The 15,914-nt window shown below is 59.6% G+C and carries 7 protein-coding genes, 2 tRNA genes, 3 rRNA genes, 1 other RNA gene and 2 pseudogenes; 14 read left to right on the top strand and 1 reads right to left on the bottom strand.

Features of this window, described 5'->3' with window-relative positions; translation table 11 throughout:
- Positions 1-140 precede the first annotated feature (140 nt).
- From ACNANG_RS09810 to ACNANG_RS09780, 7 genes and pseudogenes are all read left to right on the top strand, one after another.
- Positions 141-915, top strand: a pseudogene (locus ACNANG_RS09810) (enoyl-CoA hydratase).
- A gap of 846 nt (positions 916-1,761) precedes the next feature.
- Positions 1,762-3,288: ribosomal RNA gene (locus ACNANG_RS09805) — 16S ribosomal RNA — on the top strand.
- Positions 3,289-3,346: 58 nt separating this feature from the next.
- A tRNA-Ile gene (locus ACNANG_RS09800) sits at positions 3,347-3,423 on the top strand.
- 66 nt (positions 3,424-3,489) lie between these two features.
- Positions 3,490-3,565 (top strand) — tRNA-Ala (locus tag ACNANG_RS09795).
- Positions 3,566-3,876: 311 nt separating this feature from the next.
- A 23S ribosomal RNA gene (locus ACNANG_RS09790) occupies positions 3,877-6,757 on the top strand.
- Positions 6,758-6,961: 204 nt separating this feature from the next.
- Positions 6,962-7,074: ribosomal RNA gene (gene rrf, locus ACNANG_RS09785) — 5S ribosomal RNA — on the top strand.
- Together the 16S, 23S and 5S rRNA genes with 2 tRNA genes alongside form the textbook arrangement of a ribosomal RNA operon.
- A 226-nt stretch (positions 7,075-7,300) precedes the next feature.
- Positions 7,301-8,506, top strand: coding sequence for a PQQ-dependent sugar dehydrogenase (locus ACNANG_RS09780; RefSeq protein WP_420227031.1), 1,206 nt, complete (start codon positions 7,301-7,303; stop codon positions 8,504-8,506).
- Positions 8,507-8,589: 83 nt separating this feature from the next.
- Here ACNANG_RS09780 and ACNANG_RS09775 read toward each other — a convergent pair whose 3' ends face one another.
- Positions 8,590-8,985, bottom strand: a complete 396-nt coding sequence (locus ACNANG_RS09775) for an SWIB/MDM2 domain-containing protein (protein WP_179588822.1) — start codon at positions 8,983-8,985, stop codon at positions 8,590-8,592.
- 256 nt (positions 8,986-9,241) lie between these two features.
- Here ACNANG_RS09775 and ACNANG_RS09770 point away from each other — a divergent pair, with 256 nt between their 5' ends.
- From ACNANG_RS09770 to rsmH, 7 genes and pseudogenes are all read left to right on the top strand, one after another.
- On the top strand, positions 9,242-10,120 hold the full coding sequence (locus tag ACNANG_RS09770) for a DUF3047 domain-containing protein (RefSeq protein WP_420227500.1): 879 nt from the start codon (positions 9,242-9,244) through the stop codon (positions 10,118-10,120).
- A gap of 32 nt (positions 10,121-10,152) precedes the next feature.
- A pseudogene (locus tag ACNANG_RS09765) lies at positions 10,153-11,357 on the top strand (M20 aminoacylase family protein).
- Positions 11,358-11,617: 260 nt separating this feature from the next.
- Entirely contained in the window at positions 11,618-12,673 is a 1,056-nt protein-coding gene (gene pyrC / locus ACNANG_RS09760) for a dihydroorotase (RefSeq protein ID WP_420227030.1), read from the top strand.
- Positions 12,655-13,533: a DUF3025 domain-containing protein gene (locus ACNANG_RS09755; RefSeq protein ID WP_420227029.1), complete on the top strand. Its 879-nt coding sequence runs from the start codon at positions 12,655-12,657 to the stop codon at positions 13,531-13,533. Before pyrC ends, ACNANG_RS09755 begins: the two co-directional genes overlap by 19 nt.
- Positions 13,534-13,544: 11 nt before the next feature.
- An RNA gene (gene rnpB / locus ACNANG_RS09750) (RNase P RNA component class A) lies at positions 13,545-13,960 on the top strand.
- Between the two features lie 447 nt (positions 13,961-14,407).
- On the top strand, positions 14,408-14,836 hold the full coding sequence (mraZ, locus tag ACNANG_RS09745; RefSeq protein WP_179588826.1) for a division/cell wall cluster transcriptional repressor MraZ: 429 nt from the start codon (positions 14,408-14,410) through the stop codon (positions 14,834-14,836).
- Complete coding sequence (gene rsmH / locus ACNANG_RS09740; RefSeq protein ID WP_420227499.1) at positions 14,837-15,907, top strand: 16S rRNA (cytosine(1402)-N(4))-methyltransferase RsmH; 1,071 nt, start codon at positions 14,837-14,839, stop codon at positions 15,905-15,907.
- The last annotated feature ends 7 nt before the right edge of the window (positions 15,908-15,914 follow it).

Genomic DNA, 15,914 nt, shown 5'->3' with positions numbered 1-15,914 from the left:
CAGCCTGGTGCGTTTCTTGACCTGCCTGTTGGGGCAGTTCCCGGTGCACTCCCGCACAAGGTGTGGTCTAGTAGCAAACGAACCCAGGGACAGCGCCTCTGACGCTCGGTCCCGTCACTTCTTTCAGCAAGGACGCCAACATGAGCGAATCGCTGGTACTTACCGACACCCGTGGCCGGGTGGGCCTCATTACCCTGAATCGCCCCAAGGCGCTCAACGCCTTGAACGACGCGTTGATGGACGAGTTGGGCGCGGCGCTGCTGGCTTTCGACGCCAACGAGGACATCGGTGCGATCGTGATCACCGGATCAGAAAAAGCGTTCGCCGCCGGGGCGGACATCGGCGCCATGAAAGACTGGACCTATATGGATGTCTTTGGCTCCGACTACATCACCCGCAATTGGGAAACCATCCGCAAGGTCCGAAAGCCCGTGATCGGCGCCGTGGCGGGCTACGCACTGGGGGGCGGTTGCGAACTGGCCATGATGTGCGACATCCTGATCGCGTCGGACACGGCAAAGTTCGGCCAGCCCGAAATCAAGATCGGCATTCTTCCGGGCGCGGGGGACGCAACGGCTACCCCGCGCGGTAGGCAAGGCCAAGGCCATGGATATGGTGCTGACCGCCAGGATGATGGACGCCGCCGAAGCCGAGCGCGCGGGCCTGGTCTCCCGCGTGGTGCCGGCCGACAAGCTGATGGAAGAAGCGCTGGACGCCGCGACAGCCATCGCATCGATGTCGCTGCCGGCAGTCATGATGGCCAAGGAAGCAGTCAACCGTGCCTATGAAGCGCCGCTGAATGACGGGCTGCTGTTTGAACGCCGGATGTTCCACTCTCTGTTCGGCACGCATGACCAGAAAGAGGGCATGACGGCGTTCATGGAAAAACGAAAGCCGGCATTCCGCAATAAGTAGAGCAGGGGGACGCCTGGAAGCGTTCTGTCGACGATCACGCAGAGCGGATTGGGACGACGCTGCACCCGTTTCAATAAAAGGTCCTCCCATATCGCCTGGCGTAGCGATGCTTTTTCGGCTTCGATCCTGACTTTTTTGGTCCTGGTCCTAAATTATTAGGGAAAAACCCAGGGCCCGCTTGCAAACCGAAATTGATGCGTGCTATATTCATTGGCTCGACGGAACAAACGCAAAACGCAACGCGATCTGCCAAGGCAGCAGCGGTGCAGCGGGTTCTGAAGAGCAGTGGTGCGGTATGAAGAGTGCAGTATGAAGAAGTCAGCAGCAGGATGTTTCAGCGGTTTGACAAGCGTAAAAAACTCCTTCATAATCTCGCTTCTGTGCTGATGAAGTTGTCGGCAAGAAGGTAGTAGCGGTAAACAACCAGGCGCAGCGAAACACGCAGCGCACGCGACGAAAGCAGTAAAGCAAGGCGACTTGCACGACGCGAAAAGATGGTTTAGAATAGCAGGCTTGCTGCAGCAAACGACGAAACGAAAGTTAAGTCGGCGACGCAGCAAAGTTAGCGGTTCAGCAGTACAGCATTTAGCAGTACCGTAGTTAGCAATACCCGTTCTTTAAAAATTAAACAGCCGATAAGTGTGGGCACTTGAAGCCAGTGTGCGTGTCACGCGGCGCGATCTTCGGATTGCGCAAGCGACTAGCCCAATGAAATCAAGTGCTCATAGAAGTAAATTTGTAGGAAGGATCATATCCAACCTTCAAGTTCTTTGAGAGTACGCAGCGAACGTGCCGCGACGTAGGGTCTTCGGATCCGAAGTCGTAGTACACAAATAGTTAGAGATTAAACTGAAGAGTTTGATCCTGGCTCAGATTGAACGCTAGCGGCATGCCTTACACATGCAAGTCGAACGGCAGCACGGGGCAACCTGGTGGCGAGTGGCGAACGGGTGAGTAATGTATCGGAACGTGCCCAGTAGCGGGGGATAACTACGCGAAAGCGTAGCTAATACCGCATACGCCCTACGGGGGAAAGGGGGGATCGCAAGACCTCTCACTATTGGAGCGGCCGATATCGGATTAGCTAGTTGGTGAGGTAAAGGCTCACCAAGGCTTCGATCCGTAGCTGGTTTGAGAGGACGACCAGCCACACTGGGACTGAGACACGGCCCAGACTCCTACGGGAGGCAGCAGTGGGGAATTTTGGACAATGGGGGCAACCCTGATCCAGCAATGCCGCGTGTGCGAAGAAGGCCTTCGGGTTGTAAAGCACTTTTGGCGGGAACGAAACGGTGCCAGATAATACCTGGCGCTACTGACGGTACCCGCAGAATAAGCACCGGCTAACTACGTGCCAGCAGCCGCGGTAATACGTAGGGTGCAAGCGTTAATCGGAATTACTGGGCGTAAAGCGTGCGCAGGCGGTTCGGAAAGAAAGATGTGAAATCCCAGGGCTCAACCTTGGAACTGCATTTTTAACTCCCGAACTAGAGTATGTCAGAGGGGGTGGAATTCCACGTGTAGCAGTGAAATGCGTAGATATGTGGAGGAACACCGATGGCGAAGGCAGCCCCCTGGGATAATACTGACGCTCATGCACGAAAGCGTGGGGAGCAAACAGGATTAGATACCCTGGTAGTCCACGCCCTAAACGATGTCAACTAGCTGTCGGGGTCTTCGGACTTTGGTAGCGCAGCTAACGCGTGAAGTTGACCGCCTGGGGAGTACGGTCGCAAGATTAAAACTCAAAGGAATTGACGGGGACCCGCACAAGCGGTGGATGATGTGGATTAATTCGATGCAACGCGAAAAACCTTACCTACCCTTGACATGTCTGGAATCCCGAAGAGATTTGGGAGTGCTCGAAAGAGAACCGGAACACAGGTGCTGCATGGCCGTCGTCAGCTCGTGTCGTGAGATGTTGGGTTAAGTCCCGCAACGAGCGCAACCCTTGTCATTAGTTGCTACGAAAGGGCACTCTAATGAGACTGCCGGTGACAAACCGGAGGAAGGTGGGGATGACGTCAGGTCCTCATGGCCCTTATGGGTAGGGCTTCACACGTCATACAATGGTCGGGACAGAGGGCAGCCAACCCGCGAGGGGGAGCCAATCCCAGAAACCCGATCGTAGTCCGGATTGCAGTCTGCAACTCGACTGCATGAAGTCGGAATCGCTAGTAATCGCGGATCAGCATGCCGCGGTGAATACGTTCCCGGGTCTTGTACACACCGCCCGTCACACCATGGGAGTGGGTTCTACCAGAAGTAGTTAGCCTAACCGCAAGGAGGGCGATTACCACGGTAGGGTTCATGACTGGGGTGAAGTCGTAACAAGGTAGCCGTATCGGAAGGTGCGGCTGGATCACCTCCTTTCAGAGCGAATAGCGCTCTGGTCTTCAAAGTGTCCACGCTTATCGGTTGTTGCAGTGTTGGGTCTGTAGCTCAGCTGGTTAGAGCACCGTCTTGATAAGGCGGGGGTCGTTGGTTCGAGTCCAACCAGACCCACCAGATCTTTTAGAGAAATCTAAGACACTGTAGGCATACAAAACAGTTTTACGGTTAGCGCAAGTCCCTGGGGGCGTAGCTCAGCTGGGAGAGCACCTGCTTTGCAAGCAGGGGGTCCACGGTTCGATCCCGTGCGTCTCCACCAAGGTTTCTTGGAACATCGATCACCGGATGTCAAACGGGTGGCTTATCTCAAAACTCAATTTTAAGTGTCGCGAGTCGATGCTTAAAGCTGAGCTTTGGCTCAGTAGTTTGATGTACCGAATTTGGCTGTTTTGTTCTTTAACAATTTGGAAGAAGCACAACAATAAAGTGTGCTCAGCACGCAGGTTAAGAGCCTGTGGAGTTTTGCTGAGCAAACGGGTTGTGATTGCATTATTAAGTTTTAAAGAGTTCTTATGCTTTAAAACGCACAAACGCTAGAATTACTAGAGACTATAGCCGCTACGGTTATAGGATCAAGCGACTAAGTGCATGTGGTGGATGCCTTGGCGATTACAGGCGATGAAGGACGTAGTAGCCTGCGATAAGCTACGGGGAGCTGGCAAACAAGCTTTGATCCGTAGATTTCCGAATGGGGAAACCCACAGCTTCGGCTGTATCGCACACTGAATACATAGGTGTGCGAGGCGAACCGGGTGAACTGAAACATCTCAGTAGCTCGAGGAAAAGAAATCAACCGAGATTCCGAAAGTAGCGGCGAGCGAAATTGGATCAGCCTTTGCGATTTAGCTTCAGTGATAGGGGAACAGTCTGGAAAGTCTGGCCATAGCAGGTGATAGTCCTGTACCCGAAATTTCTGATGTGGAACTAGGCGCAAGACAAGTAGGGCGGGACACGTGTAATCCTGTCTGAATATGGGGGGACCATCCTCCAAGGCTAAATACTCGTAATCGACCGATAGTGAACCAGTACCGTGAGGGAAAGGCGAAAAGAACCCCGGAAGGGGAGTGAAATAGATCCTGAAACCGCATGCATACAAACAGTAGGAGCGGACTTGTTCCGTGACTGCGTACCTTTTGTATAATGGGTCAGCGACTTACATTCAGTGGCAAGCTTAACCGAATAGGGAAGGCGTAGCGAAAGCGAGTCCGAATAGGGCGACTAGTCGCTGGGTGTAGACCCGAAACCAGACGATCTATCCATGGCCAGGTTGAAGGCACGGTAACACGTGCTGGAGGACCGAACCCACTAATGTTGAAAAATTAGGGGATGAGCTGTGGATAGGGGTGAAAGGCTAAACAAGTCTGGAAATAGCTGGTTCTCCCCGAAAACTATTTAGGTAGTGCCTCAAGTATTACTCCAGGGGTAGAGCACTGTTATGGCTAGGGGGTCATGGCGACTTACCAAACCATTGCAAACTCCGAATACCTGGAAGTACAGCTTGGGAGACAGAGCACCGGGTGCTAACGTCCGGACTCAAGAGGGAAACAACCCAGACCGCCAGCTAAGGTCCCCAAATATTGCTAAGTGGGAAACGAAGTGGGAAGGCATAGACAGTCAGGAAGTTGGCTTAGAAGCAGCCATCCTTTAAAGAAAGCGTAATAGCTCACTGATCGAGTCGTCCTGCGCGGAAGATGTAACGGGGCTAAGCAATATACCGAAGCTGCGGATGCGTGGATTCATATCCATGCGTGGTAGGGGAGCGTTCTGTAAGCCTGCGAAGGTGTCTTGTAAAGGATGCTGGAGGTATCAGAAGTGCGAATGCTGACATGAGTAGCGATAAAGAGGGTGAAAGGCCCTCTCGCCGTAAGTCCAAGGTTTCCTACGCAACGTTCATCGGCGTAGGGTGAGTCGGCCCCTAAGGCGAGGCAGAGATGCGTAGCTGATGGGAAGCAGGTTAATATTCCTGCACCATTGTTTAATGCGATGGGGGGACGGATCGCGGAAGGTCATCAGGGTGTTGGAAGTCCCTGTTGCTGCATCATAGAAGGCGCTTAGGCAAATCCGGGCGCGTAATTCAAGGGTGTGGAACGAGCGAACTTGTTCGCGAAGTGATCGGAAGTGGTTCCAAGAAAAGCCTCTAAGCTTCAGTTAAACAAGACCGTACCGCAAACCGACACAGGTGGACGGGATGAGTATTCTAAGGCGCTTGAGAGAACTCAGGAGAAGGAACTCGGCAAATTGATACCGTAACTTCGGGAGAAGGTATGCCCTGGTAGCGTGATGTGCCTGCGCACAAAGCGTGAAAGGGTCGCAGATAATCGGTGGCTGCGACTGTTTAATAAAAACACAGCACTCTGCAAACACGAAAGTGGACGTATAGGGTGTGACGCCTGCCCGGTGCCGGAAGGTTAAGTGATGGGGTGCAAGCTCTTGATCGAAGCCCCGGTAAACGGCGGCCGTAACTATAACGGTCCTAAGGTAGCGAAATTCCTTGTCGGGTAAGTTCCGACCTGCACGAATGGCGTAACGATGGCCACACTGTCTCCTCCTGAGACTCAGCGAAGTTGAAATGTTTGTGATGATGCAATCTACCCGCGGCTAGACGGAAAGACCCCATGAACCTTTACTGTAGCTTTGCATTGGATTGTGAATCGGTCTGTGTAGGATAGGTGGGAGGCGCTGAAGCGAGGTCGCCAGATCTCGTGGAGCCAACCTTGAAATACCACCCTGATTTATTTGCGGTTCTAACCTTGGTCCGTTATCCGGATCGGGGACAGTGCATGGTGGGCAGTTTGACTGGGGCGGTCTCCTCCTAAAGGGTAACGGAGGAGTTCGAAGGTACGCTAGGTACGGTCGGAAATCGTGCTGATAGTGCAATGGCATAAGCGTGCTTAACTGTGAGACTGACAAGTCGAACAGGTGCGAAAGCAGGACATAGTGATCCGGTGGTTCTGAATGGAAGGGCCATCGCTCAACGGATAAAAGGTACTCTGGGGATAACAGGCTGATACCGCCCAAGAGTTCATATCGACGGCGGTGTTTGGCACCTCGATGTCGGCTCATCTCATCCTGGGGCTGTAGCCGGTCCCAAGGGTATGGCTGTTCGCCATTTAAAGAGGTACGTGAGCTGGGTTTAAAACGTCGTGAGACAGTTTGGTCCCTATCTGCCGTGGGCGCTGGAAATTTGATGGAGCCTGTTCCTAGTACGAGAGGACCGGAATGGACGTACCTCTGGTGTACCGGTTGTCATGCCAATGGCATTGCCGGGTAGCTATGTACGGAAGAGATAACCGCTGAAGGCATCTAAGCGGGAAACTCGTCTAAAGATAAGATTTCCCGGGGGCTTGACCCCCTGAAGGGCCGTTCGAGACCAGGACGTTGATAGGTCAGGTGTGGAAGCGCAGTAATGCGTTAAGCTAACTGATACTAATTGCCCGTGCGGCTTGATCCTATAACCCTGGCGGTTGTAGTGTTCAGTGCACGCAATCACAAAGTCACGGCGCCAGCGCGTCGTGCACCTCAGACGCCCCAAGCGCGTCTGATGACCCCACACACTCGAATCTGTTGTGCTTCTTTCCAAATTGGGCGACCTGGCCTCAAGCCTCACCGTGCGACCGCACCGTGACCCGCTTGCCAGCGAGCCAACAAGTTAATGCCTGACGACCATAGCAAAGTGGTACCACTCCTTCCCATCTCGAACAGGACAGTGAAACGCTTTTGCGCCGATGATAGTGGACGGACGTCTGTGAAAGTAGGTCATTGTCAGGCTAGTTATACCCAGAACCCCTCGTAGCGAACGCTGCGGGGGTTTTGCTTTTGGCGGACGTTTACGCCCGATTACGCCTTGCACCGGTTCGACACCGGCACGTGCCGCGCTGACCGCTTACAGTCTTCCCTGACACCAATCCAATTCGATCACGCGCGAGCTCCAGGCAGGGCTCGGCATGTCCTCGCGGGGCGTGCGTGCGCGTCGACGACATGACAGGGAGCATTGATGCATCCACGATCCTTCATCCGGCAGGCTGCGGCCGCCGGCTTCAGTGTCCTTGCCTTGGCCACTACGCTTCAGGCTCATGCCCAGGCGGTTCGTCCGGGTAGCGACGTGCGTGCCGAACGTACGTCCTTGCCCAACGGCGTCACCAAGACCACGTGGGCAGATGGCTTGGAACATCCCTGGGGACTCGCCTTGTTGCCGTCCGGCGAAGCCTTGGTGACGGAGCGCCCGGGCCGCCTGCGCGTCATCGCAAAGGATGGGACGCTGTCCGCACCGGTAACGGGCACGCCGCAGGTGGACGCGCGCGGGCAAGGCGGGCTGCTGGACGTGATCCTGCACCCGGACTTCGCCCGCAATCAATGGGTCTACCTGAGCTTTTCGGAGCCGGGCCAGGCAGCGCGGACCAACAGCACCGCCGTCATGCGCGGCAAGCTGGTCCAGACGTCGGGCTCCTGGGCGCTGACGGAGACGACGGTGATCTTCCGCCAGGCGCCTAAGTATGCGAGCAGCCTGCATTTCGGGTCGCGCATGGTGTTCGATCGGGACGGCGCGTTGTTCGTGACACTGGGTGAACGCTCGTCACGCAGCGTGGATGCGCAGGACCTGGGCACGCACCATGGCAAGGTCGTGCGCCTGACCGATGCCGGCAAACCGGCTCCAGGCAACCCCTATGCCGAGGCGGCGACTCAACGCACGGCGAAGGGTGCGCTGCCCGAGATCTATTCGCTGGGGCATCGCAATCCTCAAGGCGCGGCGCTCGATCCGGTCAATGGCGAACTGTGGGTGGCCGAACATGGGCCGCAGGGCGGGGACGAGATCAACATCGTGAAGCGTGGGCAGAACTATGGATGGCCCAAGTTTACGTATGGCGAACAGTATGGCGGCGGCAAGATCGGCGAAGAGGCGTCCGCGCCGGGCTATATGCCGCCGTTGTACAGCTGGGTGCCGTCCGTGTCGCCTAGCGGCCTGGCGTTCTATACCAGCGACCGGATCCCCGAGTGGAAAGGCAGCGTGCTGCTGGGCGCCCTGAGCGGCCAGGCGCTGATCCGGCTGCAGCGGCAGGGTGACCGGATCGTGAAGGAAGACCGCTATCTGTCGGGCGAGGCGCGCGTGCGCAATGTGACGGTGGGTCCGCAAGGCGAGGTCTACCTGCTGACGGATGCGCCACGCGGACAGGTGATCGTGCTCAGGCCTGCCGGCGGCTGACGTAAAAACGCCCACAGCGACCTGGGTCGGTGTGGGCGTCAAGCGGTCCCGGGATACCCGGGGGCGTGCCAGGGCAGCTTGGTTTACTTCAGGTGCGCGTTCACGATCTTCGTCAGTTCGAACATGTCGACGGTCGGCTTGCCGAACAGTTCTTTCAGCTTGGCATCGGCATTGATGTTGCGCTTGGCCTTCGGGTCTTGCAGGTCGTGCTTCTTGATGTATTCCCAGATCTTGCGCGTGACTTCGGTACGCGGCAGCGGTTCCGAGCCGATCACCGCGGCCAGTTCGGCGCTCGGGGTCAGGGGCTTGAGGAAAGCTGCGTTGACTTTACGCGGAGCCTTGGTGGCTGCTGCTTTCTTGGCGGCAGGAGCCGCTTTCGTGCCGGCCGGCGCTGCTTTTTTAGCGGCGGGGGTCTTAGCCGGGGCTGCTTTCTTGGCGGGCGCGGCGGTTTTCGCTGCTGCCTTCTTGGCTGTGGCCATGCTGTACTCCTACAAAGAAGAATCGTCCGATCGGTAGCAGGGCCACACCGCAGTGCGCGAGAGAGGCAAACTCCAGTACTGCGGAATAACCCCGCGAGCGCAGCATATCGTTTCGCCAGGGAAAGCTACAACAAAATTTCGTTTGAATTGGTGTTTCCCACCAGAATTTGCCCGGTCCGCAACGCTTGGACGTCACGTCAGGCCGGTAGAATGACTCGACCGTCTTACATGAGCGCCGGTGCCGACTGTGAAATCGATGTCTTTCCTGCCCGTTCGTCTCGCCCGAAACGCCTGCTGCAGCGCGCTTTTCGGCCTGTTGGCAAGTGGCTGCGCGACGCATCCCGAATTGCCGAACTACGACGAAGAACACGACCATGAGCAGGTGGTTACACCTGCATCCGAAGCGGCCGTGATTCCGCCCGAAGAAGCGTTGCTGGTGTCGACGTCTGCGTCCCCGATTGGCGAGCCGCCAGCGGGTTGGCAGCCGCTCATCATTCGCCGCGACAAGACCCGCACCCACTACAGCGTTGCCCACAAGCAGGTGGCTGCCAAGCCCATGCGCGTGCTGCATGCGGCCGCCGACGCCTCGGCCAGCGGCCTGTGGGTGCCGATGCCCGTGGCGCCATCGGCGTCGTCGATCGCATGGACCTGGCGTACCGATGCCATGATTCCGGGCGCGGACAGCACCCGTGCGGACGCCGAAGACGCGCCAACGCGCGTGGTGCTGGCATTCGATGGAGACATGAGCCGCCTGCCCATGAAGGAACGCATGTTGGCCGAAACGGCGCGCATGCTGCTGGGCCGCGACATGCCGTATGCGACGCTGATCTACACGTGGGACACCAAGCAACCCGTGGGTACCGTGATCGCCAATTCCCATACGTCCCGCGTGAAAAAGAAGGTGGTCGAGTCCGGCCCCGCGCGCCTTGGACAGTGGCTGGCCTATAAGCGCGACTACGTGAAGGACTACACCGAGATCTTTGGTGAACCTCCAGGCAAGCTGCTGGGGGTGGGCGTGTTGACCGACACCGACAACACGCGCCAGCGCGCCGAGGCGTGGTACGGCGATATTCGTTTGCTGACCGAGCGCACGACCGCTTTGGGGAACTCCAGGGGTCCCACGGCAATCGACTAGCAGCAGGCACGTAGCGGACTTCGGAGAACAGGATGGATGTTGGAGTTGGTTTGCGGTCGCCCCTGGAAGCGATCCGCAAATTTCATGACGAGCTGACGGCGCTGCGGCGCGACCTGCACGCGCATCCGGAACTCGGCTTCGAAGAGGTTCGCACGTCGGGCATCGTGGCGCGCAGCCTGGAACTGCTGGGGATCGAGGTGCATCGCGGCATCGGCAAGACGGGCCTGGTTGGCGTGATCCGTGGCCGCCGCTGCGACAGCGGCCGCATGATCGCGCTGCGCGCCGACATGGACGCGCTGCCCATGACCGAACAGAACACCTTTGGCCATCGGTCGACCAAGCCTGGCCTGATGCACGGCTGTGGTCATGACGGCCACACCGCCATCCTGATCGGCGTTGCCAAGTATCTGGCGCGCACCCGCAACTTCGATGGCACCGCCGTGCTGATCTTCCAGCCCGCCGAAGAAGGCCTGGGCGGCGCGAAGGCGATGATTGAAGACGGCCTGTTCGACATCTTTCCGTGCAATGCGATCTATGCGATGCACAACTGGCCCGGCCTGCCGCCGGGCAAGATCGGCGTCAATCCCGGCCCGATGATGGCGGCGGCCGACCGGTTCGAGATCGTGGTCAACGGCAAAGGGGGCACGGCGCGCATCCCTACCAGACGATCGATCCGGTGGTGGTGGCCGCTCACATCATTACGGCGGCACAGGCCATCGTGTCGCGCAACGTCAGCCCGCTGGATGCGGCGGTGGTGTCGATCTGTTCGGTGCAGGCCGGCCATCCGGGCGCAATGAGCGTGATTCCCAGCGAGGCGCGGCTGGTGGGCACGGTGCGGACCTTTCGCCGCAGCGTGCAAGAAATGGTCGAGACCCGGCTGGGTGACATCGCATGGTCGATTGCCGGGGCGTTCGGTGCGACGGCCACGCTCAAATACGAGCGCATCTATCCGGCCACCATCAATACCCCGCACGAAGCCAACTTCGTGGCCGACGTGGCAACCGCGATGATCGGCAAGGACAACGTGATTCGCGACCTGACGCCATCGATGGGCGCGGAAGACTTTTCGTTCATGCTGCAGGGACGAGCGGGAGCGTATTTCCGGGTAGGCCAGGGCGGCGCCGAAAGCGGCTGCTTCCTGCACAACACAGGCTACGACTTCAATGACGCCATCATTCCCGTAGGTGCCGGAGTGATGGCGTCGATCGTGGAACGCAGCATGCCGGTGGTGGACTGACGACGGCTGCGGCGGGCCGCGCGGCGCCTGGTGCAGCGGCCGACGCGGGCCGCCGGCGTTATCGGCCGGCGCCAGCGGTTAACATTGGGGCAGGCGGTAGCCATGCGGCCCGTGTCAGGGCGGCCCGATAGCGGGCTTCACGCTTGCCGGTTCGGCACCGGCGGTGCGTGGCGGTGGCTGCGGCAACGCCGTGCACGTGCCTCCTTGCGGTCCCTTGCCGCATTCCCCTAATTCCTGAAGCTGCCCTGGCGGCCATGACGATGACGACTCCTACGCTTACGATCACCCGACCCGACGACTGGCACCTGCACCTGCGCGATGGCGAGGCGCTTGCGGCCGTGGTGGGGCATACCGCCGACCAGTTTGCCCGCGCCATTGTGATGCCGAACCTGAAGCCGCCCGTCACGACGACCGAACAGGCCGGCGCGTACCGCGAGCGCATCCTGCAGGCGCTGTCCTCGCGGCCGGCCGATGCGCCGGCGTTCACGCCGCTGATGACGCTATACCTGACCGACAATACGCCGCCAGCCGAAATCGAAAAGGCCAAGGCCTCGGGTTTCGTGCATGCGGTCAAGCTGTACCCCGCCGGCGCCACGACCAATTCCGACGCCGGGGTGACCGACTTGCTGGGCCGCTGCGCGCCGGCGCTCGAAGCCATGGAAAAAGTCGGCCTGCCGCTGCTGGTGCATGGCGAGGTGACCGATCCGGGCATCGACCTGTTCGACCGCGAAAAGGCGTTCATCGATACCGTCATGATTCCGCTGCGCAAGTCGTTCCCAGGGCTGAAGGTTGTGTTCGAGCACATCACCACGGCCGACGCCGCCCATTACGTGCGCGATACCGACGGTCCCACCGCGGCAACGGTGACGGCGCATCACCTGCTGTACAACCGCAATGCGCTGTTCGTGGGCGGCGTGCGCCCGCACTGGTATTGCCTGCCGGTGCTGAAACGCGAGCGGCATCGCCAGGCCCTGGTTGAAGTCGCCACCAGCGGCAACCCCAAGTTCTTCCTGGGCACCGACAGCGCGCCGCATGCCCGCGGACTGAAGGAGCATGCTTGCGGCTGTGCGGGCTGTTATACCGCCCTGCACGCCATGGAACTGTATGCGCAGGCCTTCGATCTGGCCGGCAAGATCGAGGCGCTGGAAGGTTTCGCCAGCTTCTTTGGTCCCGACTTCTACGGCCTGCCACGCAACACCGGCACGCTGACCCTGCTGCGGGAACCCATGATGATCCCTGACGAACTCCCCTACGGGGCGCAAACGGTGGTGCCGCTTGCCGCCGGGGAGACGCTGCCATGGCGGGTCGCGAACTGAACGCCGGCTCCAAGGATGGCGCGAGCCCCGGCGCCACCGTGATCGATTGGGAACAGCCCTGGTTCACCGGCGTGGCGCCCGCGGGCGCGCTGCTGTCGCTGGAGGCGGGCGAGCCCTTGTGCGATCGTCTGAACCGACTGCTGGTGACGTCGTCGGCGCGGGGCGTGCGGCCGCAAATGGACTCGGGCAAGCCGATCGTGTTTGCGCCGCAGGCCGACCTCCCAGACGGCACGCCCTACGAAAAGCACATCCACGACACGGGCCGCATCCCGACCCGCGACAACCTGCACGACCTGTTCAACGGGCTGGCCTGGCTGTCCTATCCGCACATCAAGTCGCGCCTGAATGCCACGCAGGCGCACGCGCTGGCGCAGCCGCACATGCCGCCGCCCGGCGAAGGCGGCAAGAACGGCCGCGGCGCGCTGCGCGATGCCGTCACGCTGTTCGACGAGAACGGGCTGGTGCTGGCCTGCTCCAACGACGAACTGGCGACGGCGCTGCGGCGCTTCGATTGGCAGACCCTGTTCCAGGACCGGCGTACCGCCACCCTGGTGCAGACCGAGCCGTGGGTGGTCGGCCACGCGCTGCTCGAAAAACTGATGAACCCCTACAAGTCGATCACGGCGCATACGTTGATCGTGCCGGTGGACGATTCCTACTTTCGCGCATCGTTTGGCGAGCGGCGGTCCACCATCGACCGGCTGGTCAGCGACTGGCTGGCCAATTGGCCCTTCTTTACGCCGCGCGACCTGTCGCCGTTGCCCGTGCTGGGCCTGCCCGGCTGGTGGGCCGGCAATACGGCTCCCGGTTTTTACGACGACACGGACGTATTCCGGCCCGGACGGTCACGTCAGAGGTAAACTGTCGGCGCAGAGCAGATCAGGCAATCGCGGCGCGCAAGCGGCGAGGAAGGTCCGGACTCCATATAGCAGGATGGCGGCTAACGACCGTCCGGCGATCGCCTCGTGCGCAAGTATGGGGCGCGAAGCCGAGGAACAGGGCCACAGAGACGAGTCTGCGGCGAGGGCGGATTTCGATCCGCACCGGCACGGCATCTCCGTGCTGCGCGTCCGGGTCATCCCGGGCGCGGCGTGGCAGGGTGAAACGCGGCAACCTCCATCCGGAGCAACACCAAATAGGCATGCATGCGGCCCCCGGGCCGTGGAGGGCGGCTAGTTCGCGCATGCGGGTAGGTGGCTTGAGCTGGCCAGCAATGGTCCGCCTAGAGGAATGATTGCCCGCGGGGCAACCCGTGTACAGAATCCGGCCTATCGATCTGCTTTGCCTCCCCATTTCCGTACGAGAACGCTGCCTTGGTCAGGCGGCTTCGTGCGTCCTTACCCTTCGCCATCAGGAGAGGATCCCTTTCCCGACTTTCCATAATCGCGGCGCGCAAGCTGTTTTGCGGCCCGATTCAGGTCGATGTCAGGCTGGGTTCATCCTTCGTGGTCAGGCAAGTTTGGACAGCAATAGGGGGTGGCCCGGGAAAGCACTTGTATCTAGTTACCACACTCTTGAGAGGGGAGTTTTGGACCGAATCCTCACGTCCCGCATTCACTTCTCCATCCAAGGCACTGATTCGATTCGATATTTCATATCGTGAATATTCGAGCAAGTTCGGCTAAGTCCTTGTTACTAATGGATAAATGGCCGTTACCGGCTTGACCCTGCAAGGGCGGTCCTTTAGAGTGGGAAATAGTAGAAATTTGTGCAAAAAAGTGGGGTGACAGAGTCGTGTTCCAGGGCAGCAGCGCATTAACGCTGGATGCAAAGGGGAGGGTATCGATCCCGACCCGGCATCGTGACGCGTTGATGGTTCAAGCTGAAGGGCGCCTGACACTCACCCGACATCCCGATGGTTGCCTTCTGGTCTATCCCCGTCCGATATGGGAAACGAAACGCGAACAGATCGCGGCGTTCCCGATGCAGGCGCGCGGGCTTCAGCGATTGTTGCTCGGAAGCGCGCAAGACGTCGAACTCGACGGAACGGGACGGATTCTGATTGCCCCCGAGTTACGCTCGGCTGCGTCTTTGGAACGCGATGTGATGCTGCTCGGCATGGGCGCGCACTTCGAACTTTGGGACGCCGCCGCTTTGGCCCGAAAAGAGCAGGAACTGCTCGATCAGGCCTCGCCAGAAGTCCTCAATCAGTTTTCTTTCTAAATCGTGAATTCCCCCTTTCAACATCGGCCCGTGCTGCTGGCGCCGACGATAGACGCGTTGTCCAGACAGGACGACGGCGACGCCGTGGGCGGCGTGTGGGTGGACACGACTTTCGGCCGTGGCGGTCATTCGCGGGCGCTTCTGGCGCGCCTGGGACCAGACGCGCGGCTGATTGCTTTCGACAAGGACCCCCAGGCCGTGGCGGCGGCGCGCGACGTCGCGGCAGCCGATCCGCGCCTGACCATCGTGCATGCCGGTTTTGCCGGCATTCGTGAAGAACTGGCCGAGCTGGGCATCACCCAGGTCAACGGCGTCATGATGGACCTGGGGATTTCTTCGCCGCAGATCGACGATCCGGAGCGTGGATTTTCGTTCATGCGGGACGGCCCGCTCGATATGCGGATGGACACGACGCGCGGCCTGACCGCCGCGCAATGGCTTGCCGAGGCAAGCATCGACGATATGCGGGAGGTCATAGCGCGCTATGGAGAAGAACGGTTTGCTTTCCAGATTGCAAAGGCGATTGCAGCTGGCCGCGAGGTGCGGGCTCTTACGACAACCGGTGAGCTTGCCCACCTCGTGGCTGGTACAGTCCGCACGCGGGAGAAGGGGCAACATCCAGCGACACGCACCTTTCAAGCTATACGGATTTTCCTCAATCAGGAACTTGAAGAGCTCTCGCGTGCGCTCGCGTCCATTCTAGAGTTGCTGGCGCCTGGCGCGCGTCTCGCGGTGATCAGCTTTCACTCGCTCGAAGACCGCATCGTCAAGCAATTCATCGCGGCCGCCGCCAATCCGGGCGCCGAGACCGCGCGTCTGCCGATTCCCGAACGCGACCGGCCGCAGCCGGTCCTGCTGTCGATCGGCCGCATCCTGCCTACCGATGACGAAGTCGACGGCAATCCGCGCGCGCGTTCCGCCGTGCTGCGAGTGGCCGAGCGTACGTCGGTGCCGCTGCCTGCCGAGGGCGGCACGGCGTTCATCCGGTCCGAATTGCCCGTGGGTGCGGCACGCCGCCCCGCGTCGTCGCGTCCGCGGCAAGTGCGTGCGCAAGCACGCTCGTCGACCTAGGTCCCGG

The organism is Pigmentiphaga litoralis (genome assembly GCF_048632615.1).
In the GTDB taxonomy this organism is placed as follows: domain Bacteria; phylum Pseudomonadota; class Gammaproteobacteria; order Burkholderiales; family Burkholderiaceae_B; genus Pigmentiphaga; species Pigmentiphaga litoralis_B.
This window is presented reverse-complemented; position numbering and strand designations above follow the sequence as displayed.